Below are 22881 nucleotides of genomic sequence, written 5' to 3' on the forward strand. Positions count from 1 at the left end.
CTCCGTACACTATACATCGTCGAATGATCACTGATTGTGGCGTCTCAATACTGAAAAGCCAAATCAGCACCTGTAATTTGCACTACCCAGGGCAACAACCATAATTAAGACAGGAACCACTGATAAGGTTCCGCTCGGCATCAGGGATAACAGCATGACCGCAAGGGTTCGCGTATCGGAAGATCAGGACGAGCTGCTCCACTACCGCCTGAGCCTGAGGCTCGGGCCCGTCCATGCCCGTCAACGCCTCGGCATTGAGCGGGAAACCGAAGCCCGGGTGTTCGGGCGGGACAAGCGCTCGTTCCATCTGGAGAACCTGACCAACGCTCCGAAACTGATTCGCTTCTGCCTGAAGGCCGTGGGCCTGCTACGCCGGGCTCAGGCCAACAGTTTGAAACTGACCACCGAGCACAACACCTTCGTGTTGCCCGATCTCCCATCGGCCTTCGAAGGCTTCCGCATCCTTCACCTGACCGACCTGCATGTCGATATGGACGAAGCCAACCTGCAGGCAGTTATACGGCAAATCGCCCCGCTGGATTACGATCTGTGCGTTCTGACCGGCGATTACCGCCAACGCACCTGGGGCCCTGTAGACGATGCTCTGGACGGTATGGACAGACTGCGCCAGGCCGTTCACGGCGACGCCTATGCCGTGCTGGGCAACCACGACAGTGTACGAATGGTGCCGACTCTTGAAGACATGGGCTATCGCCTGCTGATGAATGAAATGGTGCCGCTGGAACGGGGCGACAGTCGCCTGTACCTGGCCGGCGTGGACGATGCCCACTACTACAAGGTTCACAACCTGCACCGGGCCGGCGACGATATACCCGCAGGGGGAATCAGCCTGTTGCTCAGTCATACGCCGGAAATCTGGCGGGAAGCCGCCCATGCCGGTTACGACCTGTTCCTCTGCGGCCACACCCACGGTGGGCAACTCTGTTTGCCCGGCGGCATCCCGCTGACGCTGGACTCCGATTGCCCGAGACGCCTTGGCCGCGGGCTCTGGCAGGTAAACGGCATGCAAGGCTACACCTCACCGGGAGCCGGCACTTCGGTCCTGAATGTGCGTCTGAACTGCCCTCCGGAAGTGACCATTCACACCCTCACTCGCGGGCCCTGAGTTCAGTGTGGCTGTTTACGTATACCGAGGCGGTAAAACAGCGGAGAGAACAACATATTGGACAATGCGAACAGAAGGGCAACGGCGACCGCCTCCCACAGTGGCAGCGGCAGCCAGTACCAGGCCATCACCATAGGTAACAGCGCCTCGGGCAGCTGATCCAACCAGACCGCCCTGGCGCTGGAAGCCAATCCCATACGGCGCTTGGTGAAACTGCTGAGCATATCGCCCCACAGCGACAGGAAAGCAAACAGCGCTCCGAACAACCAGCCCAGACCCACCCACAGGGCGAACAGCGCGCAGGTCAGAACGCCGGAAACCAGCCCACGCCAGGTTTTGCTGGGCCCCAGCAGCGGTCGGCCATCGCGCCACAGCCGGCCACCATCGAGGGGCCAACTGCCATGCTGATGAAACAACCGCGCCACAACCACCGGAGACCCGTTGGCCAGCACCAGCATGACAAACAACTCAAGCGACAACAGCACTCTGCTTTCCCCTGTTAACAGCCGGCCAGATCAGGTCAGTCCTCCTCGGGTCAGCTTGAGCGGGTCCATCAGTTCCTCAAGCCGTTTGCGGCTCAATCCGCTCCGCTCCTCGGCAACGTCGATAACCGGGCGCCCGCTACGGTATGCCTCTTTGGCAATATCCGCGGCCAGCGCGTAGCCGATTTCAGGGTTCAATGCCGTCACCAGAACCGGGTTTCGCCCCACCCCCGCGTTCAGGTTTTCGGTATTAACGGTGAACCCTTGCAGGGCCTTGTCCGCCAGCAGGTTCGAGGCATTGGCCAGCAACCCGCACATATCCAGCAGATTTGCGCCCACCAGTGGCAGCATTACATTCAACTGGAAGTTGCCGGACTGGCCCGCCATGGCGACAGCCGCATCCAGCCCGGTCACCTGGGCACTCACCATCGCCACCGATTCCGGTATCACCGGATTCACCTTACCAGGCATGATGCTGCTGCCCGGCTGCAAGGCCGGCAGGCTGATTTCCGCCAGACCATGGATCGGCCCACTATTCATCCAGCGCAGGTCATTGGCGATCTTGGTGAACACCACGGCCACACCACGGAACTGGGCAGACAGTGCCACAGGCGCATCAACCGCACTCTGCCCCAGAAACTTGTGCTCCAGCGACCGGAACGGATAGCCCGTATTCTGCTTCAGAAACTTCACAAACTGGCCAGCAAACTCCGACGCCGCATTCACCCCGGTACCCACGGCAGTACCGCCCTGGGGTAATGCCGCCAGGTCCTCCATGGCCCGTTCAAGACGCAGCTCGGTCGCCGCGACCTGCTCCCGCCAGGTTCTGAGCTCCTGGCCAAGTGTCACCGGCATGGCATCCATCAGATGGGTGCGCCCGGTCTTCACCTGCCCGGACAGTTCAGCCTCCCGGCCGTAGATCACTCCCCGGAGATGCGACAGCGCCGGCAGCAGCCGGCTTTTCACTGCCAGCACAGCGCTGACATGGATCGCAGTCGGGATCACGTCGTTGGAACTCTGGCTCATGTTGACGTGATCATTGGGATTAACCTCCACGCCCTGCTCGCCCGCCAGAGCCGCGATCACCTCGTTCACGTTCATGTTGGTGCTGGTGCCGGAGCCGGTCTGGTAACGGTCCACCGGAAACTGATCCGCATGTTCCCCTTTCAGCAACCGGTCGCAGGCGTCACAAATGGCATCACGCAGCTCCGGCTCCAGCAAGCCCAGTGACGCGTTGGCCTGGGCCGCCGCACGTTTAACCTGAACCACAGAGGCAATGAATTCGGGCGGCATCGGCTGCCCGCTGACCGGAAAATTGTCCACCGCACGCTGGGTCTGCGCGCCCCAGAGCGCACTGTCCGGTACCCGGACCTCACCCAGGCTGTCTTTTTCAGTTCTGAACTCGGTCATCACATCCTCCTTACGTCACGCTCGATAGCTTCCCACAGCGGCCCTCAGGTGCCGTTACCATGGGATTTCAGGCGGACATGGTCGCAGATACCGGTCACCTGCTCAAAATTCAGAATCAGTGTGTGCACGGTATTGGTGTAGGTGTCGTGCAGGTGAAACTTGAAGCGGCTCTGCTTCTCGCCCTGCAGAAAGGCATCGTACTCGCGCACCAGCTCTCGTACATCACCGCCGGAGTCCTGGCTCCAAGTGGCATTGAACGGACCCAGCACGGCGCCACCGGCAAGGCAGATGGTGACTTCGTGGTTAGTGAGATGGCCGTCTTGAGTGGTCATGACATTTCCCTCCTGAAAGCACTCAGCGATAAGTGTAGTCGCTCTCAGGCACCGGGCTCTGGCAATTGCCAAAGTCATCACAGAAACAAACATTTCCGGCAACCCATCCTGCATTTGTAGGATTTTCTTACAAAACGACGAATGCCACCCTGATAACCTGTCCAGCCGATTCGATATCAAGGAACGACCGGTAAACATGGGGCACTTCCACTCACCTGCGGTTTTACTGCGCTACCATAGCGAAGAGGCAAAGCAGACGTTCGAGGCCTTGTTCGCGCAGGACTTCTCGATACACGCCTTTAGCTCGGATGAGGCAGTGCTTGAGCACATAGTGGCCGCTGAAGCACCGCCCGCAGCGCTGGTGATAGCCGGATGCGAAACCTCAACCGCCATTAACTCCGCTCTGCTGGCCAAGGCCAGAACACAATATCCCACCGTGCTCCGGGTGTTGATAACCGAGCGCGTTATCCTGAGCGAACTGGTGGCGCTGCTGGACACCCAGGTAATCGATCGTTGCTTCGAGCAGCCCCTGGACCCAGACCTCATACGCTCACACCTTTTGACAGCGGCCCTGACAAGCCCGGAGCTGTCCGGCCAGACCAAACACCAGCCATCGCTGCCGAACACCGAGGGGCAGCGCCCCGTTGTGCTCATTGTCGATGACGAACCTGCCGCCACGAAATATCTGATCCGTCAACTCGAACACCTGCAGGATGAGTTCTCCCTGCTTTCCGCAGACACTGCGGAAGCGGCACTGGAACATCTGCGAACGCCAGGCGCGCCGATTGCAGTGGTGATGACGGACCAGCGGATGCCGGGCATGCAGGGCAAAGAGCTGCTGGATGAGTTGCGTCAGTCTCATCCGGCCGTTGTCCGGATTCTGACTTCCGCCTGGGGCGAGGTGGACGTTGCCCTCAATGCCGTGAACGAAGGCCGTATCTTTCGTTACCAGAAAAAACCCTGGCAAGCACAAACCTTGCTGCCACTGTTCCGGGAAGCCATCGCTCGCCACAGTGAGCTAGCGTCGGCTCTGGACAACACCCGCTGCGAAACCCGGAAACGCTTTGCCGAGCTGCGCCTGCAACGCCACGGCAGGCTCCTCGATCATCTGAGACCGATCCTGAGTTCACAGGTTCCAGATACCACACTGAACGCTTTTCTGGATACCGTGGCCAGCATTGACCACCTGCCTGCGGCGAAAGCACACCTCAGGGCCAGCCAGGACATGCATCTGGAACAGGAGCTTGTCCGGCGGTTCTGCGACCGTGTGCGGCAGGAACTCAGTCGGCTGGAAAACATCGTCCCGGCAGGCCCCGGGCAGAGCCGGATGACGTCACTATTCAGCGGGACCCCGCCCCAGGAACGGGCCACATCGTCTCCACCCTGCTCGCCGGCAGAATTACTGGGGCAAGCCCTCAACACCCTGCTTGTCAGCTCCGGTCTTGACTGGAGCCACCTGGTGCTAACCGAAAGTCGCGATCAGCTTCACGTAGCCCCGGAACAACCGCTACGCATCTACAGCCATCTACTGGCTCCGCTCACGCGGCTCTCCGATCCGCTTCTTGAACAACAGGCAGCACTTCTGATGCTGTTCGTCACCACCAGCCTGCTGGGCGGGGACGTCAGTGCTGAGGCAGATGGCCAGTGCCTGCATCTGGCCATTACCCTGCCGGTACTCCCGGGATCGGGTAACTGACCGTGAACCCTCAGCGCAGACTCCGGCTGTTCGCGACCGTCAGCCACCGTCTTTTCCGCGACGGTTTGCTATTCCAGATTCTTCATAACGAAGACATTGAGTTAGTAGGCGAATCCGAGACCGGCGTTGAGACGCTGCAACGCCTGGCTGCTGTCAGACCCGGCGTGCTATTGATTGAAGAGAATCTGAAAGACAATGATGGACTCACCATTGCTGAAAATGCCCTCAGCCTGCACCCGGCGCTCTCGGTGCTGCTGATCTCCGACACTCCGGTCAACAGCTCGCGCATGGCGATTTACCTGGAATCAGGAATCAAGGCGGTGGTCTCGAAACAGCAGTCGATCCAGGAACTGATCAAAACCCTGTTCTACATTCGCAGCGGCCAGGTATACCTTGGCAACTGGCAATCAACACGCGACCGGGCTGATGACGCTCTTACCGCTTACCAGGCGTTGTCCGGCCGCGAACGGGAGGTGGCGAGACTGATGTCACAGCGGGTCGCGGTTCGAGATATCGCTGAGGAGCTGGGGGTGTCCTGTAAAACGGTGCATTCCTACAAGGACCGGATCTTCGTCAAGCTGGGCTTCGAACGCTTGCCGGAGCTGATTCTGTTTATGCAAAGACATCACCAAAGGGCGTTACCATGAACCTGCTCTCCGGTATTGAGCAGATCAAACAGCTGCCTGTTGATCGGCAACGGCGGTTCGAACGTTTTTCGCGCACCCAGTACCGGTACCGCGTGCTGCCGCTGTTCGCCGATGTCTACCTGATCATCGCGTTTATCGGCACCCTGCTATTCCTGGCCGGGCAGCTCACGCACTCAGTGGAGCCCCCGGTGTTTGCCGGTTACCTGCTCTACACCGGAGTGCTGACAGCGCTTATTCTGGCTCATCGCTTCACCCGGTTGCGGCGAGCGGCACCGCTGGTTGTCTATCTCGTATTCATCAACATGGCGACATTCAGCTACCTCGGCTATATCGGTGCCGGCGCCGCCATCGCGCCTGTGGTGGGGCTGTTCTTTTTTATCAGCTCGGTCGGCATCATCACCCTGTCGCTGAAGCACACCAGCATCATTTTGGCGGCCAACCTGATCCTTCTGGTGCTGGCCACCGCCGTCACGGTCCCGACCGATCAGGTTGTCACCGTGCTTATCGGCGTAATCACCAACTGGCTGATTCTGATGTGCCTGGTGGTTTCGCCGTTATCGGCGTGGTTTTTCTCCCAGTTCCTGCGCAACCTGCTGGCCCTGCAGTTTCTGCTCAGAGATCGAAACCGGCAACTTTCCCGCGCCTTGCAGACACTGGAGGCCACCGAGGACAAACTGGCCCAGGAGCAGAAACACCAGGCCCTGAGCCACATGGCCAAGGGTCTGCTGCACGAGATTACCAATCCGCTCAATTGCGCCATACAGGCGGTAGACTTTTCCGCGGCGATCAACCGGAATCCGGACGTAGCCGAGGCGCTGGACGATGCGGCAAGCCATCAACACCGGATTGCAGAGATCGTCTCGGATCTGATCGAATTCTCCCGCCCGGCGCCGGATCATGGCCCGGAGGCTGTAAATCTCGACAAGCTGGTGCAAACGGCGCTGCGATTTTGCCGGCACCAGTTGCAGGGCACCGCAGTCACCACCCAGATCCCCGCTGGCCTCTCGGTCGCCTGTTTTCCGTCACCGCTGATTCAGGTGTTCGTCAACCTCCTGATGAATGCATCGTCAGCCATCCGTGCTGCTAGCCCTGCACGACCGCAAATCCGGATTACCGCTGCCTCCACCGCAGCCGTGACCAGCATTACCGTCCGGGATAATGGCAAAGGCATCGACTCCAGTAACCTGCAGCGACTGACTGACCCGTTTTTCTCCACCAGCGAGACGCCGGATAACCTGGGGCTGGGGTTGAGTATCTGCCACACCATCATGCGGCATCATCGTGGCACCATGAAAATTGCCAGCGAACCCGGGCAATGGACCGAGGTGATACTGGAACTACCCCGGCATATCGATGGGCCCGACAAAAGCACTCGCCCTTCCAGCTAAAACCGGTAAACCAGCCGCAGGGTCGCGGCATTACCCCCGGGATCCGGCGACAGACGATTACCGCTGATCTCCGGCATCAGGTAATTCAAGCGAAGCTGAATGTCTTTACCCAGATAGTAATTCAGGCCCACGGTGGTGACGCTGGCTTCCGCCCCGATGCTTCGATCCCTCAGATCAACGGCACTGTAACGCGCCACCAGTTCCAAGGCGCCGCCGTTACTCTTTGGTTTGATGCGTTTGAACTCACCCCGCTCGTAGGGGCGCTGGTCGTCGGTCAACAGCAGGCCGGCCTGGACATAGCCCCCGGTAAACCGCCACCATTCTCCGCCTTTACGACGCACCTCCTGAGCCATGACTTCTGCTGTCACGGTCAACCGATGAAACTGCCAACCGGCCTCCACGCCCGCAAGCCTGCTTTCACGGGCCTCAAAGCGGGGACTGCGAACCACGTTGTCAGCGCTGAACACCTCGGCCTCATCCTTGATCTGGAATTCCTCCTCACGATGCTGGCGCCAGGATGCTGCTGCACCGAGATGGAGTACCTGATCCTCCGAGCGGACGGGAGCACGGGAGACCCTGGCAGTTACAGCGCTGCCGTCTTCCGGTTTACGCTCATCGCTGAATAACCCCAGCGCCCAGGTTGAGGATTTCCGGTACTGCCCCACCATAACCCCCAGTGAACGGCCCGGCGCAAAAGCCGAGGTAGCCATTGAGCGCTCCCCCGTACTGAGACTTGAGTAGCTGGTCAGCCGTTCCATACCGAACGGCTCCTTGAACTGGCCCAGCCGGACGGCAAGGCGATCAGGGCCGTTGTACTGAACATAGGCATCGCCCAACTCTGCGTCTCTGTTGTCGCCTTCAATCTCGTAGCCGCCGTCAATCTCGGCCTCCCAGGCGTCGCCCCACGCCAGTTCAACCTGGAGCTTGGCGTTGCGCAACACGCCACGCGTCGTGGATTCTTCTCCGTCCTCATCATGGAACGCGCCGTAGTGGTCGACACCCGCCGCGATGTAACCACTCACCTCCGCCAGAGCCCCCCCGTCGCCATCGCTCGCCAGGGCGTCTGAACCAATCATCGGCAGCAGCGCAAAGGCCAGCAGTTTGCCCGCTTGCTCATTCATGTCCCGCCTCCAGGTGATAGTGCATTCGAAGCATAGCGGTGTCTCTCAGGTAGCTGACAGACACCACATCAACCCGGAACACGTCCAGCCCGGTGCGTTCCCTGAGATCGGCAATCAAGGCTGCCTGTTGTTGCCGGTGCACGTTCTCGATCTTTTCGTATTCCACCTCCTTCTCACCGTGTCGCGGTAACAGGATGCGGGTTTCGAGCACAACCGCCAGGGCGATGACCAGGCCATTCAGCATGATCAACTCCAGGTGGTGCATGGTCCCGACTGCGGCCAGCAGGGCCATGGCGATCACCAGGAACAGGTAGGTCATCTCCTTGATACCCAGGGCTTCGGTGCGATAACGCAGCATGGAAAACACGGCAAACAGGCCAAAGGCAAAGCCCATCGTAACCGTCACCGAATGCAGCAGCGCCGTCACCAGAAACACGCCAACGCCGAAGAGAATGAAAGAGGCGGCATTCTCCCGGTGACGGGAATAGCGGTAATAACAGCGAATCAATACGAATACCGAGGCCGCGTTAATCAACAGCCGGATAACAAAATGGAGGTCAACTGCAGATTCCATGAACGCCCCTTAACAACGGTTTGAATCGATTGGTTTTCAGGTTGTCTCCGTCCAGAAAAACCCGACCAACGCAGTACTTGCTGAAAGTCACCGGCCTGTATCCGAGCGCGGCCAGACGCGCCATCAAAGGCGAGCCAGAGGCTTTCCGGTCATATTTGATTTCGAAAATGGCAAGACCTGGGAGCGCAACGGAATGCTGTCGATCAGGCGTCTGGAATGAGAGCCCGGTATCCACCGTCACCCGCTCATGGCCGTCCCGCCGGAGCAAAGTCATCCGTTCATACCGGACAAAAAGTGCCGGCCGCATCCCTGCAGCCGGAAGGCCGAATTGCCCGGAAAGGAAATCATTGATGACGCGCGGGTCCCGACCGTCTCCGGTTAACGACAAGCGGGTTTTGATGATGCGTTGCCGGTTGCTCTTCTTCTTGACTTCAAGAAAGCTCTCTCCGCTTTGCCGGTAGTGACGAATCCGCAGCTTGAAACGATTGAGCTTGCCGTTGTGATGATCCAGATACAGCTGGCTGTCCGGCGTATCCAGATACAGGGTGTCGTAGGTAAAACGCCGAGCCGCCCCAATCTCAAGCATCGAATACTCGCGCTCCAGGCCCTGAAGACACTGGTCTAGCTCATGAGCCGGAATCATGAACTTGGTGTCCACACGGTTCATCAGGAGCGCTCTTGACTGCGCCTCAAGGGAATGCCCGGCAAATCTCGCCACCGGGCTACCAACGGCCATGTTCATGGCACGTCGGCCACGTACTCCAGGGTGGCATCCAGGGTGATTGCCACGTCCCCGGCCTGCTCCCCGGTGCCAACACTGGTCAGGGTAATCTGCCCTTGAGCTCCCAGAGCAATCGTCCGGACATCTCCGGGCAGGCTCTCATCCACCTCAAACAGCAGCGCATTGGTGGCAAAGCCATGGAGGTGATGGCTACCCGGTACGTAGTCCGACGATTCAATAAACAGCTGAAGCACATAGGGTTTGAAGCTGTCTCCGGCATCCACGCCGATCATCAGGAGGCTAACGACCGCCGGTTTGGTTTCCCGGTCCACGGAATACACCAGGCTGTCCACTTCAAAGGCGGCGTAGGTCAGGCTGGCACTGACGTTGCGCCCGTCCGGCAAGGTGAAATTGAATTCGCCTCGGTCATTTCCACTCTGGGATGTGATGTTGCCGGTCAAAGCCGTCGTGGCGGGCGCGCTGCAATCCGGCTCCTTATCCGCCAGTAGCGAGACTTCGCCAGTCGGCGTCTCCGCCGCCATCGCCTGCTCCAGAACAACCCTGCGGGCGGGCTGGTAATCATCGTCGCCCGGCTCACCGTTGCCGATGATAAAGCGTTCCAGGCTGGCCGCCGCTTCCTCGGTGGTTCCGGTCAATTGCCGGATGCGGGCCAGGCGGTCGGTCAAGGCATTCTCATCCCACTGGGTTTCCAACAGGTTCTCCAGCTCCGCATAATAGGCTGCCCGGTATTCGGGTATCTGGAACAGACGATCTGCGAGCCGGAAGTTGCGATAGAAAACACCGGTTAGCGGCTTGAGCGGATGGTCCCCTCGAAAAGCCGTGTCCGCCCCCCAGGGAATGAAATGGAACAGTCCGTCCTCCGGATTACGGTAAATGTGGAAGTTGTTGGCATTGCCGGTGGCGGAATCCCAGGCGCCGAGCAAGGTCTCCACCGCCCAGAACCGGATGAACTGGTCCACATCGACCAACTGCGGCAACACGTTCAGCATCTGCTCATCTGGCAACGCCAGAGCTTCTGCAACGGCTTGCAGATCGCTGCGGTCGTTTTCCTTTTCGTTGGTCTTCTTCTCGAATCGCTGGCTCAGCCAGGTACCAAAATCGGCGGTCTGCGCCTCATACTGATTACCCTCATCGTTGCCGAACGCACGGGTCAGGAAAGGCTTTTTAAGAGGCTCTACATTGGTAAACACGCCGAGTGTTTCGCCGTTCACGGTTACCCTGGCGTAGTTGCATCTTGGCGCCGCAATGCCGGCTTCACGGAACTGGTCATACGCCATGCATTGCCTGGCATTGGAAGGATCCTGGCGATTGTTGTTCAGGGTCATCCGTGAGGAATTCTGGTAGGTCCGGCCTTTTTGCAGGTCGTTGAAATCCAGCTTGAGAGAGGGAATGCTCGGGCTCAGGGAGCCCATGTAGCCTTTTTTGCGAACGACGACCTTGTCCATCGATTCGCCATCGATCGTTACCCGGGCCGTAAACTCGGTGTATTCGAATGCCGGCACACACTCTCGATCGGTACTGGCCAGGGTTCGGGCCTCGCTGCGGAGTTGGCGAAACTCGTCAGCCGGCATGCGGATGTCTACGGCCAGCACCCGATCCGGTGCGTATAGATCGCCGTCACCTCCGACGTTCACCGGCTCAACCGGGGCATCAAAGTCCGAGGGATCAGAAGAGTCCGAGCCTCCGCCCCCGCAGCCCTGCAACAAGATCAATACCGCGCAGGCCACCAGCCAACGATAGCCACCCCTGAATGTTCTGGATTCCGTCGTTATTGTTTTCATGTACCACTCCCTGAATATTATTGATCTCTGCCGGAACCGAACCGGCTTCAGGGAGTATTGCGAGGAGATGTTCAGGAGTATGTAAGAAGGTCTTACAGGGGAGACGGTAGGCCGGAAAATCCGGGGCGAAGCCCCGGCTGTTTATCGTCCCAGGGAGTAGAACTCGGGATTTGCGCGCATGCTGGTAACATTGGCCATGCGGTTGGACAGGCCGAAGAAGGCCGCGATGCCGGCAATATCCCAGGCGTCTTCATCGGTGAAGCCATGCTCGTGCAGTGTTTGAAAATCGCCGTCATTGACTTCGTATGCCGACTGGGAAACCTTCACGGCGAAATCCAGCATGGCCTTCTGGCGCTCGGTGATATCGGCTTTGCGGTAATTCACCGCCACCTGATCGGCCACCAGCGGGTTCTTTTCCCGAATCCGCAAGATTGCCCCGTGGGCCACCACACAATACTGGCACTGGTTCAGGTTGCTGGTGGCCACCACGATCATTTCACGCTCCCCCTTGGTGAGGTTGCTGTCTTTTTCCATCAAGGCATCGTGGTAATCGAAGAACGCCCGGAACTCCGCTGGCCGGTGCGCCAACGCCAGGAACACGTTGGGGATGAAACCGGACTTTTCCTGAACCTTGAGAATGCGGCTGCGGATATCCTCCGGCAAAGCATCCAGCTCGGGCACCGGGAAGCGGCTGATGGGCAACTCATTCTGTGCTGACATGGTACGTCCTCTGTTTCTTTGTATCGTTAGGGAGACGGGCCGGCATTTACCCGGCCACGGGAATCACAATCCGGCCCCGGATCTTGCCGTCCATCAGCCGGCCGGCGGCGTCGATGACGTCGTCAAAGGCCACTTCGGTGATCATACTGTCCAGCAACTCCGGGGACAGATCCTCAGACAGACGCTTCCAGGCGTACAAACGGTCTGCTTTCGGCGCCATCACACTGTCGATGCCACACAAGGTCACGCCACGCAGAATGAAAGGCGCCACTGTCGCCGGGAAATCCATGCCCGCTGCCAGCCCGCAAGCGGCCACCACACCGTGGTATTTCATGCCGGCACAGACGTTTGCCAGCACCTGGCCACCGGCCACATCCACCGCCCCGGCCCAGGTTTCACGGGCCAGCGGCTTACCGGGCTCGCTCAGCTCGGCCCGATCCAGAATCTGTTTGGCACCCAGGGATTTCAGGTAGGCTTCTTCTTCGGGCCGGCCGGTCACTGCCGTTACCGAATAACCCAGCTTGGCCAGGATGGCGACGGCTACGCTGCCGACTCCGCCAGTGGCCCCGGTCACCAGAATGTCGCCGGAATCCGGTGTGACGCCGTGCTTCTCCAGCGCAATCACGCACAACATTGCGGTATACCCCGCGGTACCTATGGCCATGGCCTGACGGGCCGTGAATGGCGCCTGCAGCGGGATCAGCCAGTCCCCGGACAGTCGTGCTTTCTGGGCCAGACCACCCCAGTGCTTCTCGCCCACGCCCCAGCCATTAAGAACCACTTCGTCTCCGGCCTTGAACTCAGGGTTGGACGATTCCGTCACCACGCCAGCCAGGTCAATGCCCGGCACCATCGGATAGGTTTTCGCGATGGGCGCGCGGCCGGTAATGGCCAGTCCATCTTTGTAGTTCAGGGTGGTGTAGGCCACCTCAACGGTCACATCGCCTTCGGGCAACTGGGACTCATCAACGGATTTCAGCGCCACCTGCTGGTCGCCACGGCTGCCTTCTATCAGGATTGCTTTGAACATGTTGCCTCCACTGTTTCGTGAACGTGAGTAGATCGGTTGTCATCAGGAACCGCGCACCAGCGCCATAAAGCCCTGGGCAAATCGGTCAAGCGGTTCCGGGGATTGTTCCAGCTTGGCCCTTAGCACCGCACCTTCCCACCCTGTCCAGAAGAATTGTGCCATCTGGTCGCAGGACAGACTCTGGGACACTTCACCAAGCTTGCGAGCTTCTTCGAGAACCCGCTCAACCCGCGACTCCCAGTCCCGGAAAACGGCGCACAACAAACTCCGAAAGCTCTCTGGCAAAGCCGCCATTTCCTGACCGAGATTGCCAATCAGGCATCCCCGGCGATAATCGAACTTCTGCATGCCCGCTTTGGCGCCATCCACAAAGGCCTGAATCCGCGCCAGGGGGCTGAGGGACGCATCGGACAACGAGCGCTCCAGCTTCTTCGCAAAGAACTGGCCGTAAGCCTCAATCAGGGCCCTGCCGAAGGCTTCCTTGTTGTCGAAGTAATGATAGAAGGAGCCCTTGGGCACGCCCGCCTGTCGCAGGATTTCGTCTATACCGGTGTAGGAGTAGCCCTTCTCTGTCAGAACCCCCAGGCCCACTTGGATCAAGGCATCCCGTGTGTTCTGATAACTCGCTGCCGAGGATTTGGGCGGCCTGCCCCGTCGGCGCTTTACTGGTAGCTGATTCATCCATCACCCTTAATTAGACCGAGCGTCTAATTAATATCCCAGAAATTAGACCGAGTGTCTACAAAATATAAAGTTGGACGAATAAAGCGGCCACGGAAGCCCGCGGCCGCGCACCCACATTATTCAGAAGAATCCGAGTGGGTTGGTGTCGTAGCTGGTCAACATACACTTGGTCTGCTGGTAGTGCTCCAGCGCCATCTTGTGGGTTTCCCGGCCAACCCCGGATTTCTTGTAACCACCGAACGCGGCGTGGGCCGGATAAGCGTGGTAGCAGTTCATCCAGACCCGGCCGGCCTGGATGTTGCGGCCCATGCGGTAGGCCAGGTTGGTGTCTCGGGTCCAGACACCGGCGCCCAGACCAAACTCGGTGTCGTTGGCAATCGCCAGCGCCTCTTCCTCGGTCTTGAAGGTGGTAACGCCCACCACCGGGCCAAAGATTTCTTCCTGGAAAACCCGCATCTTGTTGTCGCCCTTGAACAGGGTTGGCTGGATGTAGAAGCCGTTGTTGAACTCACCTTCCAGGTGCTCACGGTCACCGCCGGTCAGTACCACCGCGCCTTCCTGGCGACCGATTTCCATGTACGACATGATCTTGTCGAACTGTTCCCTGGAGGCCTGGGCACCCACCTGGACGTCAGTATCCAGCGGGTTACCACGTTTAATGGCCTTGGTACGCTGAACCACCTTGTGCATGAATTCTTCGAACATGTCTTCCTGAACCAGCGCCCGGGACGGGCAGGTACAGACTTCTCCCTGGTTGAAGAAGGCCAGCACCAGGCCTTCCACACACTTGTCGATGAACTCCGGCTCGGCCTTCATAACATCCGAGAAGTAGATATTCGGCGACTTGCCACCCAATTCCACCGTAGATGGGATAATGTTTTCCGCCGCGCACTTGAGGATATGCGAACCAACCGGCGTGGAACCGGTAAAGGCGATCTTGGCGATACGCTTGCTGGTCGCCAGGGCTTCGCCGGCTTCCGGGCCATAGCCATTGACGATGTTGATCACCCCCGGAGGCAACAAGTCACCAATCAGCTCCATCAGCACCAGAATACTGGCTGGAGTCTGTTCGGCAGGCTTGAGCACCGTACAGTTGCCGGCTGCCAGGCAGGGACCCAGCTTCCAGGCCGCCATAAGCAGCGGGAAGTTCCAGGGAATGATCTGACCAACCACGCCCAGTGGTTCGTGGAAATGGTAGGCAACGGTATTATGGTCGATTTCGCCCATGTGCCCTTCCTGGGCCCGGATACAACCGGCGAAATAACGGAAGTGATCGGCGGCCAGCGGGATGTCGGCATTCAGGGTTTCACGAACGGCCTTGCCGTTGTCCCAGGTTTCGGCAACGGCCAGTTTTTCCAGGTTCGCCTCGATGCGGTCCGCGATTTTCAGCAGGATGTTGGAACGTTCGGTGGGCGACGTTTTGCCCCAGGCCGGTGCGGCCTTGTGGGCGGCGTCCAGAGCCAGGTCGATATCCTCGGCAGTCGAACGGGGTACTTCACAGAACACAGCGCCAGTGACCGGGGTGATGTTGTCGAAGTACTGGCCTTTTACAGGCGCCACCCACTCGCCGCCAATGTAGTTTTCGTAGCGGGATTTGAAGGAAACAACGGAGCCTTCTTGTCCGGGTTGTGCATAGATCATGACTTCTGCCTCTTTGTTGTGATTGTCGCAGGGCAACGCAGCCTTTTGCGTTAACACAACAAAGGTAGACCCAATCCGGAAGGTTTGTAGGCAGACGCAGCAAGAATCGGCTAAGCCAATGGTCGTATGGTCAGTCCAGCTGATCCAGTTCCGCCAGGCAATCCTCCAGAAACGCCGCAGGATCCGCCATCACCGCCTCATCAGCCACAACGCCAAACTGCACCTGCCCGGCATAGCTGACAATGCTCACACCCAGGCCGATATTCCCGGCCTGGGGCACCCAGAACATCTGCTCGGTAATGGGGCAACCGGCCAGGTAACGGGTTTCCGGAGTGCCCGGTACGTTGGAAACCACGGCCGAGGCCTTGCGAAAGAATAGATCGGCCAGGGGTTTGCGGCCGATGTCTGGCAGCAGGGAGGCACAGGCAGTCAGGCCCCAGGCCAGGCCCGGTTGCCAGCTCTTCTTGAGTTTCCGGGTTTCATGCTTGATCCGGAACAACCGCTCCAGGGCACTCTCTCCATCCACCGGCAAAGGCACGAACACTGTGCCGAAGCAGTTACCGGGCTCGCCCTCTTCCGGCCGCACGCCGTCGGGCAGGCGAGCCCGGATGTCGACCGGCACGGCCGCGTGCATCACCGCCTCATCCAGTTGCTCCGGGGTCATGCCCAGTCGGGGCTTGACTGCCGCCGCCACGCAGGCGAGCAGGACATCGTTGATGGTTGTACTGGTTGCCCGGGCAATGGTTCGGAAGCGGGACAAACGTACCGGGGAGGACCAGCGGCAGCTGCGTCGGCCCAGTAGCGGACGTTTCAGCTCAGATGGAGAGTCCTCTGGGCTCACCAGAAACTCACTGAATTCGTGCACCAGGCGCAGACTGTTTTCCAGGGCACGGCCTGCCATGCTCTTGCCAGTGCCTGGCATTGATGGCGTATCGACAGAACCTGAGACAGCCGGAATCGCCTCTGCCATCCGAGCTTCCAGCCAGCTTTGGGCAGCCGCCATCCAGGCTCCTGCGCGAGGCTCCTCCTTTGATCCATAAACGGCCGGATACTGGCGCGGCGATGCCGGGCACAGGCGGTCAAAAATACCCAGCAGGGACAAGCCATCAGCGTAACAGTGATGCAGCCTCAAAACTAACGCAGCGCCACCCTGTGCGTTGGGGGCCAACCAGAATTTCCAGCGTGGACGATACAGCGGTAAGGGCTCGTTCAGGCGCTCCGAGACCCAGTCCTGCAACTGTTCCGGCTCGAACCGGTCCAGCGCCACGTCAAGATGCTGGGGCGCGGAGAAGGTCAGGTCTTTTTCCCAATACCAGGCGGGCGCACGCCATACCGGGCGGCAACGGAACCGCTCCCAGGCCAGCCAGTATACCTCCAGAAACTCCCGGAAACGGGTCGGCGTCAGCCCGTCGACCCTCAGCATAATGGTGATGGTCATCGGGTTTTCGGGCCGTTCCAGAGCCAGCCAGGCTGAATCCGAAGGCAGCATGAGATGCGATTGCTCCTGGCTCAAACCCGATTATCCCCGATCAATAGCGTGCCTGTATAAAAGAAAACCAATCCGGCATTGTGCCAGAGTCCGGATAGCGGCTCCATCCTCGGACGCTCCGCACACAGTTACAAAAAATTACACGTGAGTAACTGTTCAGTCCTATACTGGTTATATGGCCCGGTGCCATGGTTATAAAACCGTGTCCCGGATCGGCCAATTGGCCCCAACACACCATTTTTTAAGGCACTGGCGCCACTAAACCCGTTCGGCATTCACGGTACAAATGTCATACCGGCTCAGCAAAACCAATAACACAACGAAAAGCGGCCGGAGGGAGATGAATCATGAAAGCCAGTCATGTTCGCAAGCTGATCAAACCGATCGAAAGCGCCTATTCCGAAATGTTTTCCGGCCGGGTTTACCGCGTGGGCCGGGGTGCGGTGTCTGTTCGAAATCACAGTGGCACAGCAGCGCACACCGTGATTGGCGTACATGGTTTTCTTGAAAATCACTGTTACTTCACCCAGGCCTACGATGGCCCCACCACAGAACTTATTCTGCTCACCTGCAGCAACTATCACATCCCGGTGAACGGTGTGACACCTGAGAATCCAGCCTGGGAAGTGCCCATCAAGCACCTGGAAGGCACCATCGAATACGACGCCTGCATCCTGAATCAGTCGTTGCAGAACCTGCCCAGCACCGAGAACATCCGGATCCATGGCCACTCCCGGGGTGGCGCGGTCATTCTGGAGGCTATCCGGCAGTGGCCGGAGCTCTACGAAAACGTGGAAGTGGTACTGGAAGCACCGGTCCTGCCCCAGGGCAAACTGCATGCGCTAGTAACCACATTGCTGGAGCCGGTCAGCCATGGCATGTGGCCCTGGTTGATTCGTCTGATCAACAGTGCCCCCCAGTCGGCCTATGGTCAGACCTTCTTTGGCAAGATGAATCCGCGCAAACGCCAATTGTTGAGCAAACTGTTCTACGCCACCAAAGACCATCTGACCATTGTTCGCAACATCGAAAACATCATGGAATGGATGGCGCGTACCGACACCTCGGTCTATCGCCATGTGCGCCACGGGACTTTCCTGATACCGGCCACCGACCGAATACTGGATCGCCAGGCCATGCTGGCCAGCGCCCGCACCAGCCCCACCACCATGCGCATTGTCGAAACCGAAGCCCCCAGCCACTTCATCACGCTGGACAGCAAGGAATGGGTGCCGGGTCTGGAAACCCTGGAGGCTGCGGCCCAAGGCTGAATTCAACGCAAACGGGCAGGTGCGTCACACCCAAGGCTTCGTTAAACTGGCGTTTTTCTGCCCGGTTGATTGGAGCCTTTAATGTATCGTGAGCGGCTGGTTGCCACGGATGTGCACACGGAGAACGCCCACCGCCTGAAACGCCTGCTGCTGGAATACCACGATTTCCGCCAACACAAGGCCGGGCACCCTCTGCGGGACGAGGCCCACCAGGTGGCGGACTGGCAGGCAGAGCGGCTGAAAAATACGCACCAGGATTTATACCGTCACCCGGGCTACCACACCGGCCTGGAATTTCTGCTGACCGACCTCTATGCCCCTGCCGGCATGACCCGCCGTGATGACAACATCGACCGGGTGTTCCCGAAAATGGCGAAATGGCTTCCCGACCACCTGCTAGCCACCTTTGCCGGCCTGGTCGAGCTCAACCTGATTACCCAGAGCCTCGATCTTGAGCTGGCAGAGATACTTTCGCAGCAGGGCTTTTCGGCAACAGGTCTTGATGATGAGCGTTACTGCGAGGCTTATCGCGCCAGCAAACAGCTTGCAATTCGCGAGCGACAACTGGCTCTGGTAGCGGAAACCGGGCAGGAACTGGATCGCTACGTTCGCAACCGCACCCTCGGTTGGCTACTGTCCATGACCCGCGGTCCGGCCGAGATGGCCGACCTGGGTGATCTGCACAGCTTTCTACACCGGGGCTACAGCGCCTTTCGGAAAATGAATCGGGTCGACCTGCTGATTGATCGCCTGCTCAGCCGGGAACAACGAGTGATGGACAACATTCTGGCGGGCCACCCGACCCCTTTCTCCCTGCCGGATGACCTGTAGCGGGATTCAGGCCTGGATGATCTGGTCCAGCTGGGAGTGAATCTCCTGCTCAATGCGGGATTTGAAGGGCCGAAGCATCAACCCCAGCTCCAGTCGGATATGCAGGTCGTTCTCGGAAATATCCAGTTGCCCTTTGACACCGCTGCGTTTGAACTTCAGCAGATCGCCTTCCCACTGGTAATTGACATCGAATTGTTTGGACAAGTCCTTGGCCAGGGTTTCGGCCGCCTCGCGGGCGTGCTCCTTGTCCAGGGAATGGGCGCGATGGATATCGATAACAGACATGAATCAGTTTTCTCAGTGATTTGGAAACGGTTTTACAGTGTAAGCCGGCAATAAACTTGTAGCCAACCCCTCAAAGGTTAGAATACAGGGCTTAGATTCTGACAGGACCAACTTCCATGAGCGAGCAGCAAGCACCGGGCACCCAAGGCAACGGCCAGGACGACGTTACCCACTTCGGCTTTCGCAATGTGCCGAAAAGCCAGAAGGCCGGTCAGGTGGCCCAGGTTTTCCACAGTGTCGCCGGCAAGTACGACCTCATGAACGACCTGATGTCCATGGGCATTCATCGCCTGTGGAAGCGCTTTACTATTGAATTGAGCGGCGTACGCCCGGGCCATCAGGTGTTGGACATTGCCGGCGGTACCGGCGACCTGACCATGAAGTTTTCCGATCTGGTGGGCCCGTCCGGCAAAGTGGTGCTGGCCGATATCAACGCCTCCATGCTGCAGGTGGGTCGCAGCCGCCTGACCGACCGGGGTTACGCCGGCAACATCGAATACGTGCAGGCCGATGCCGAACACCTGCCGTTCCCGGACAACAGCTTCCAGGCAGTGTCTATTGCTTTCGGCCTGCGCAACGTGACCGACAAGGATCAGGCCCTGCGGGATATGGCCCGGGTACTTAAACCAGGCGGCAAGCTGATGGTGCTGGAGTTCTCGAAGCCCACCAACCCGCTGCTGAGCAAGGCCTACGATACCTACTCCTTCACCGCCCTGCCCCTGATGGGCCAGCTAATTGCCGGGGACAGCGAGAGTTACAAGTACCTGGCCGAGTCCATCCGCATGCATCCGGATCAGGAAACCCTGAAGGGTATGATGGAAAATGCCGGCCTGGTGAACTGCAAGTACTACAACATGACCGGCGGCATCGTGGCCCTGCACGTGGGAATCAAGCCCTGATGTTTCCCGGGCCGACCCTGCTGTCTGCCACAGGCGCCATTATTGAAGGCGCACTAAACCGGGCACTGACACTGGACCCGGCGGGCCAGCGCGCCTTGCTGGGTGCCTTGGGCGGGCCGGTTCAGTTCACCGTTACGGCCCCGGTCACCATGCACTGGACCCTGAATCGCGTTGGCGAACGGGTGCAGGTTCGCAGCCAGCCGGATCCGCAACCGGCGTTAATCATCACCGGGCGACCGGTCGCCTTTGCCGCCCTGGCACTGGGCGATGACCGGGTATTTGCCGACGAACGCCTGACGGTGGAGGGCGACACGGCCCTGGCCCACCAGCTACAGCGCGCCCTGAACCAGCTGCAACCGGATTGGGAAGCGGCCATGGCAAACCACCTGGGCGATGTGCCGGCCCATTTCATCGGCAAACGCATCCGCCAGGCGGTCAAGTGGAGCCGCCAGGCTTTCAGCACCATGAACGCCAATGTGGAGGAATATGTCCACGAGGAGAGCCGCACTCTGCCCGGCCGGCGGGAGCTGGAGGCCACCTTTCAGGATATCGATGAGCTGAGCCTGCGCACCGAACGCCTGGAGGCTCGGCTGAAGCAACTGCAAGCACCCGGTAGCGATAACAATACGGAGACCCTGTGACCCGCCTGCAACGCCTGTTCCGAATTGCCTGGGTATTCTGCCGCTACCGGCTGGACACGTTTCTGCCCTTGTCTGAACTGCCTACACCGCTGAAAATCTTTTTTCTGCTGGCACCATGGCACCTGTTCCCGCAGCCAAAACTGAGCCGGGGTGACCGCCTGCGCCTGGCGCTGGAAGAGCTGGGCCCGGTTTTCGTCAAATTCGGCCAGATTCTCTCCACCCGCCGGGACCTGTTACCGGATGACATGGCCGAATCCCTGAAACAGCTGCAGGACAGGGTCCCACCTTTTCCCAGCGAACAAGCCCGAGGCATTATCGAGAAGTCGTTGGGGGCGCCCGTCTCGGAACTGTTTGCCGAATTCAGTCCGGATCCGATGGCTTCCGCCTCCGTGGCCCAGGTGCATGCTGCAACCCTACCCAACGACCAGAAAGTGGTGGTCAAGGTTTTGCGCCCCGGCATCGAAAAAGTCATCCGCCAGGATCTGGGCCTGATGTACCTGATGGCCGGCCTGCTCGAAAAGTACTGGTCTGAGGGTAAGCGCCTGCACCCCGTGGAGGTGGTGGCAGACTATGACTCCACCATCCACGACGAACTGGATCTGCAACGGGAAGCCGCCAACGCCAGCCAGTTGCGCCGGAATTTCGAGAACTCCCCGCTGATCTACATCCCCTCTATCGACTGGGACTACACCCGCAAGTCGGTGCTGGTGATGGAACGCATTCACGGCATTCCCATTGCCGATGTAGCCGCCCTTGAAAAGGCGGGCGTCAACATGAAGGTGCTGGCGGAAAAAGGAGTGGAGATCTTCTTTACCCAGGTATTCCGTGACAGCTTTTTCCATGCCGACATGCATCCGGGCAATATCTTTGTCGATGTCAGCAATCCCGCCGACCCGAAGTACATTGCCATCGACTTCGGTATCGTCGGCACTCTGGCCCCCGACGACCAGAGCTATCTCGCCCGTAACCTTTTGGCCTTTTTCCGCCGGGATTACCGCCAGGTAGCGCAACTGCACATCCAGTCTGGCTGGGTGCCGCCGGAAACCCGCGTCAACGAGTTTGAGGCCGCCATTCGGACAGTGTGCGAACCCATCTTCGAGCGCCCCCTGAAGGATATTTCCTTTGGTCACTTCCTGTTACGCCTGTTCCAGACCGCCCGGCGCTTCAACATGGAAGTGCAGCCACAACTTGTGCTGTTACAGAAAACCCTGCTCAATGTCGAAGGCCTTGGCCGCCAGCTCTATCCGGACCTGGACCTGTGGAGTACCGCCCAGCCGTTTCTGGAAGACTGGATGCGGAAACGCATCGGTCCGTCCGGCCTGATCAAGTCTCTGCAGAACCACCTCCCATCATGGCTCGAGCAATCGCCAGAGATGCCCCAGTTGGTTCACGACGCACTACTACAGATACGCTCCAGCGGCCCCACCGAAGCGCAAAACCGGGCAACCCTGGCGCTGATGAAAGAGCAGCAAATGCGCAGCGAACGCCGTTGGCGCCGGGGCTTCATCGCCCTGGTTCTGGCAGGCGCGGCCCTGGTGGGCAGCCAGCCCCACGCCGGGCAGTGGCTGGCCGATCTGCCGGTCTGGAGCTGGGTCTTGCTTGCCGGAGCGGCAGGCGTCATGCTCCGGGGCAGTCGCTGAACCTTCAAAGATTCAGGATTCATAAAAATGCAAGATTCTCCCGCTAACGTCGTACAGCCTGACTGGCTCGACGAGATCCAATGGACAGAAGACGGTCTGGTGCCGGCCATTGCCCAGGACGCCAATAATGGCGATATCCTGATGATGGCCTGGATGAACCGGGAAGCTCTCCGGCTCACGGTTGAGGAAGGACAGGCGGTGTACTGGTCCCGTTCCCGTGGCAAACTCTGGCGCAAGGGCGAGAGCTCCGGGCACCAGCAGGTGCTCCGGGATATCAGGCTCGATTGCGATGCCGATGTGGTGCTGCTGAAAGTGGAACAAAAAGGCGGCATTGCCTGCCATACTGGCCGGCGAAGCTGTTTTTACCGAACCCTGAAAGATGGTCAGTGGGTGAGCGCCGATCCGGTTCTCAAAGACCCGAATACCATCTACGGCAGCAACTGAGGAGCAG

General features: G+C 59.2%; 23 protein-coding genes. 10 read left to right on the plus strand and 13 right to left on the minus strand.

Features of this window, described 5'->3' with window-relative positions; all coding sequences use genetic code 11:
- The first annotated feature begins 154 nt into the window (after positions 1 to 154).
- Positions 155 to 1126: a metallophosphoesterase gene (locus tag Q669_RS16015; protein ID WP_022993060.1), complete on the plus strand. Its 972-nt coding sequence runs from the start codon at positions 155 to 157 to the stop codon at positions 1124 to 1126.
- Positions 1127 to 1128: 2 nt separating this feature from the next.
- On the opposite strand, the gene Q669_RS16020 is transcribed toward Q669_RS16015, so the two are convergent.
- From Q669_RS16020 to Q669_RS16030, 3 genes are read right to left on the minus strand one after another with little or no spacing between them, the layout of a single operon-like run.
- On the minus strand, positions 1129 to 1611 hold the full coding sequence (locus Q669_RS16020) for a CDP-archaeol synthase (protein WP_011786816.1): 483 nt from the start codon (positions 1609 to 1611) through the stop codon (positions 1129 to 1131).
- Between the two features lie 30 nt (positions 1612 to 1641).
- Entirely contained in the window at positions 1642 to 3018 is a 1377-nt protein-coding gene (locus Q669_RS16025; RefSeq protein WP_022993061.1) for a class II fumarate hydratase, read from the minus strand.
- A 44-nt stretch (positions 3019 to 3062) separates the two neighbouring features.
- A complete protein-coding gene (locus tag Q669_RS16030; protein ID WP_014422636.1) occupies positions 3063 to 3350 on the minus strand; it encodes a hypothetical protein in 288 nt (95 codons plus the stop codon).
- A gap of 196 nt (positions 3351 to 3546) precedes the next feature.
- On the opposite strand from Q669_RS16030, the gene Q669_RS19140 reads away from it, so the two are divergent.
- From Q669_RS19140 to Q669_RS16045, 3 genes are read left to right on the plus strand one after another with little or no spacing between them, the layout of a single operon-like run.
- Positions 3547 to 5046 (plus strand): response regulator, encoded by a 1500-nt coding sequence (locus Q669_RS19140; RefSeq protein WP_022993062.1) that lies wholly within the window; start codon positions 3547 to 3549, stop codon positions 5044 to 5046.
- A 2-nt stretch (positions 5047 to 5048) separates the two neighbouring features.
- Positions 5049 to 5693 (plus strand): response regulator transcription factor, encoded by a 645-nt coding sequence (locus tag Q669_RS16040; protein WP_022993063.1) that lies wholly within the window; start codon positions 5049 to 5051, stop codon positions 5691 to 5693.
- A complete protein-coding gene (locus Q669_RS16045) occupies positions 5690 to 7081 on the plus strand; it encodes a sensor histidine kinase (RefSeq protein WP_022993064.1) in 1392 nt (463 codons plus the stop codon). The genes Q669_RS16040 and Q669_RS16045 overlap by 4 nt, the downstream gene beginning before the upstream one ends.
- Here the strand turns inward: Q669_RS16045 and Q669_RS16050 are convergent.
- The 9 genes from Q669_RS16050 to Q669_RS16090 all read right to left on the minus strand — a co-directional run bounded on the left by Q669_RS16050 (position 7078) and on the right by Q669_RS16090 (position 16863).
- Positions 7078 to 8202, minus strand: a complete 1125-nt coding sequence (locus tag Q669_RS16050; protein WP_022993065.1) for an OprO/OprP family phosphate-selective porin — start codon at positions 8200 to 8202, stop codon at positions 7078 to 7080. The two genes, Q669_RS16045 and Q669_RS16050, sit on opposite strands and share 4 nt — an antisense overlap.
- Positions 8195 to 8776 (minus strand): DUF4956 domain-containing protein, encoded by a 582-nt coding sequence (locus Q669_RS16055; RefSeq protein ID WP_022993066.1) that lies wholly within the window; start codon positions 8774 to 8776, stop codon positions 8195 to 8197. Before Q669_RS16055 ends, Q669_RS16050 begins: the two co-directional genes overlap by 8 nt.
- Entirely contained in the window at positions 8760 to 9443 is a 684-nt protein-coding gene (locus Q669_RS16060; protein ID WP_022993067.1) for a polyphosphate polymerase domain-containing protein, read from the minus strand. Before Q669_RS16060 ends, Q669_RS16055 begins: the two co-directional genes overlap by 17 nt.
- A 71-nt stretch (positions 9444 to 9514) precedes the next feature.
- On the minus strand, positions 9515 to 11299 hold the full coding sequence (locus Q669_RS16065) for a CotH kinase family protein (RefSeq protein WP_022993068.1): 1785 nt from the start codon (positions 11297 to 11299) through the stop codon (positions 9515 to 9517).
- Positions 11300 to 11440: 141 nt separating this feature from the next.
- The gene (locus tag Q669_RS16070; protein ID WP_022993069.1) at positions 11441 to 12019 is read right to left on the minus strand and encodes a peroxidase-related enzyme; all 579 of its coding nucleotides are present in this window, start codon (positions 12017 to 12019) and stop codon (positions 11441 to 11443) included.
- Positions 12020 to 12065: 46 nt separating this feature from the next.
- Entirely contained in the window at positions 12066 to 13049 is a 984-nt protein-coding gene (locus Q669_RS16075; RefSeq protein ID WP_022993070.1) for an MDR family oxidoreductase, read from the minus strand.
- Between the two features lie 42 nt (positions 13050 to 13091).
- Positions 13092 to 13730, minus strand: coding sequence for a TetR/AcrR family transcriptional regulator (locus tag Q669_RS16080; protein WP_022993071.1), 639 nt, complete (start codon positions 13728 to 13730; stop codon positions 13092 to 13094).
- A gap of 123 nt (positions 13731 to 13853) precedes the next feature.
- Positions 13854 to 15374, minus strand: a complete 1521-nt coding sequence (locus Q669_RS16085) for an aldehyde dehydrogenase family protein (protein WP_022993072.1) — start codon at positions 15372 to 15374, stop codon at positions 13854 to 13856.
- A 130-nt stretch (positions 15375 to 15504) separates the two neighbouring features.
- A complete protein-coding gene (locus Q669_RS16090) occupies positions 15505 to 16863 on the minus strand; it encodes a WS/DGAT domain-containing protein (protein ID WP_022993073.1) in 1359 nt (452 codons plus the stop codon).
- Positions 16864 to 17210: 347 nt separating this feature from the next.
- On the opposite strand from Q669_RS16090, the gene Q669_RS16095 reads away from it, so the two are divergent.
- Together Q669_RS16095 and Q669_RS16100 are read left to right on the plus strand one after the other, a co-directional pair.
- Positions 17211 to 18134 (plus strand): hypothetical protein, encoded by a 924-nt coding sequence (locus Q669_RS16095; protein ID WP_011786824.1) that lies wholly within the window; start codon positions 17211 to 17213, stop codon positions 18132 to 18134.
- 81 nt (positions 18135 to 18215) lie between these two features.
- On the plus strand, positions 18216 to 18965 hold the full coding sequence (locus Q669_RS16100) for an FFLEELY motif protein (RefSeq protein ID WP_022993074.1): 750 nt from the start codon (positions 18216 to 18218) through the stop codon (positions 18963 to 18965).
- 6 nt (positions 18966 to 18971) lie between these two features.
- Here the strand turns inward: Q669_RS16100 and Q669_RS16105 are convergent, their stop codons facing one another.
- Positions 18972 to 19250, minus strand: a complete 279-nt coding sequence (locus tag Q669_RS16105) for a polyhydroxyalkanoic acid system family protein (RefSeq protein WP_011786826.1) — start codon at positions 19248 to 19250, stop codon at positions 18972 to 18974.
- Positions 19251 to 19366: 116 nt separating this feature from the next.
- On the opposite strand from Q669_RS16105, the gene ubiE reads away from it, so the two are divergent.
- Genes ubiE through hisI form a run of 4 tightly spaced genes read left to right on the plus strand, consistent with a single transcriptional unit; the run spans position 19367 to position 22874 of the window.
- Positions 19367 to 20149: a bifunctional demethylmenaquinone methyltransferase/2-methoxy-6-polyprenyl-1,4-benzoquinol methylase UbiE gene (gene ubiE / locus Q669_RS16110; RefSeq protein ID WP_011786827.1), complete on the plus strand. Its 783-nt coding sequence runs from the start codon at positions 19367 to 19369 to the stop codon at positions 20147 to 20149.
- Positions 20149 to 20790: an SCP2 domain-containing protein gene (locus tag Q669_RS16115; RefSeq protein WP_022993075.1), complete on the plus strand. Its 642-nt coding sequence runs from the start codon at positions 20149 to 20151 to the stop codon at positions 20788 to 20790. Before ubiE ends, Q669_RS16115 begins: the two co-directional genes overlap by 1 nt.
- Positions 20787 to 22430, plus strand: a complete 1644-nt coding sequence (gene ubiB / locus Q669_RS16120) for a ubiquinone biosynthesis regulatory protein kinase UbiB (RefSeq protein WP_022993076.1) — start codon at positions 20787 to 20789, stop codon at positions 22428 to 22430. Before Q669_RS16115 ends, ubiB begins: the two co-directional genes overlap by 4 nt.
- Before the next feature lie 27 nt (positions 22431 to 22457).
- Positions 22458 to 22874 (plus strand): phosphoribosyl-AMP cyclohydrolase, encoded by a 417-nt coding sequence (gene hisI, locus Q669_RS16125; protein ID WP_022993077.1) that lies wholly within the window; start codon positions 22458 to 22460, stop codon positions 22872 to 22874.
- The last annotated feature ends 7 nt before the right edge of the window (positions 22875 to 22881 follow it).

Source organism: Marinobacter sp. C1S70 (genome assembly GCF_000475355.1).
GTDB classification, from domain to species: Bacteria; Pseudomonadota; Gammaproteobacteria; order Pseudomonadales; family Oleiphilaceae; genus Marinobacter; species Marinobacter nauticus.

Excerpts from the sequence above, each read along its gene's own strand:
- Q669_RS16095 (WP_011786824.1), top strand. The coding sequence starts at position 17,211 with ATGAAAGCCAGTCATGTTCGCAAGCTGATCAAACCGATCGAAAGCGCC.
- hisI (WP_022993077.1), top strand. The coding sequence starts at position 22,458 with ATGCAAGATTCTCCCGCTAACGTCGTACAGCCTGACTGGCTCGACGAG.
- Q669_RS16115 (WP_022993075.1), top strand. The coding sequence starts at position 20,149 with ATGTTTCCCGGGCCGACCCTGCTGTCTGCCACAGGCGCCATTATTGAA.
- Q669_RS16085 (WP_022993072.1), bottom strand. The coding sequence starts at position 15,374 with ATGATCTATGCACAACCCGGACAAGAAGGCTCCGTTGTTTCCTTCAAA.
- Q669_RS16090 (WP_022993073.1), bottom strand. The coding sequence starts at position 16,863 with ATGCTGCCTTCGGATTCAGCCTGGCTGGCTCTGGAACGGCCCGAAAAC.
- Q669_RS16015 (WP_022993060.1), top strand. The coding sequence starts at position 155 with ATGACCGCAAGGGTTCGCGTATCGGAAGATCAGGACGAGCTGCTCCAC.
- Q669_RS16070 (WP_022993069.1), bottom strand. The coding sequence starts at position 12,019 with ATGTCAGCACAGAATGAGTTGCCCATCAGCCGCTTCCCGGTGCCCGAG.
- Q669_RS16100 (WP_022993074.1), top strand. The coding sequence starts at position 18,216 with ATGTATCGTGAGCGGCTGGTTGCCACGGATGTGCACACGGAGAACGCC.
- Q669_RS19140 (WP_022993062.1), top strand. The coding sequence starts at position 3,547 with ATGGGGCACTTCCACTCACCTGCGGTTTTACTGCGCTACCATAGCGAA.
- Q669_RS16075 (WP_022993070.1), bottom strand. The coding sequence starts at position 13,049 with ATGTTCAAAGCAATCCTGATAGAAGGCAGCCGTGGCGACCAGCAGGTG.
- Q669_RS16045 (WP_022993064.1), top strand. The coding sequence starts at position 5,690 with ATGAACCTGCTCTCCGGTATTGAGCAGATCAAACAGCTGCCTGTTGAT.
- Q669_RS16030 (WP_014422636.1), bottom strand. The coding sequence starts at position 3,350 with ATGACCACTCAAGACGGCCATCTCACTAACCACGAAGTCACCATCTGC.
- Q669_RS16105 (WP_011786826.1), bottom strand. The coding sequence starts at position 19,250 with ATGTCTGTTATCGATATCCATCGCGCCCATTCCCTGGACAAGGAGCAC.
- Q669_RS16065 (WP_022993068.1), bottom strand. The coding sequence starts at position 11,299 with ATGAAAACAATAACGACGGAATCCAGAACATTCAGGGGTGGCTATCGT.
- Q669_RS16025 (WP_022993061.1), bottom strand. The coding sequence starts at position 3,018 with ATGACCGAGTTCAGAACTGAAAAAGACAGCCTGGGTGAGGTCCGGGTA.
- Q669_RS16060 (WP_022993067.1), bottom strand. The coding sequence starts at position 9,443 with ATGAACCGTGTGGACACCAAGTTCATGATTCCGGCTCATGAGCTAGAC.
- Q669_RS16055 (WP_022993066.1), bottom strand. The coding sequence starts at position 8,776 with ATGGAATCTGCAGTTGACCTCCATTTTGTTATCCGGCTGTTGATTAAC.
- Q669_RS16080 (WP_022993071.1), bottom strand. The coding sequence starts at position 13,730 with ATGAATCAGCTACCAGTAAAGCGCCGACGGGGCAGGCCGCCCAAATCC.
- ubiE (WP_011786827.1), top strand. The coding sequence starts at position 19,367 with ATGAGCGAGCAGCAAGCACCGGGCACCCAAGGCAACGGCCAGGACGAC.
- Q669_RS16050 (WP_022993065.1), bottom strand. The coding sequence starts at position 8,202 with ATGAATGAGCAAGCGGGCAAACTGCTGGCCTTTGCGCTGCTGCCGATG.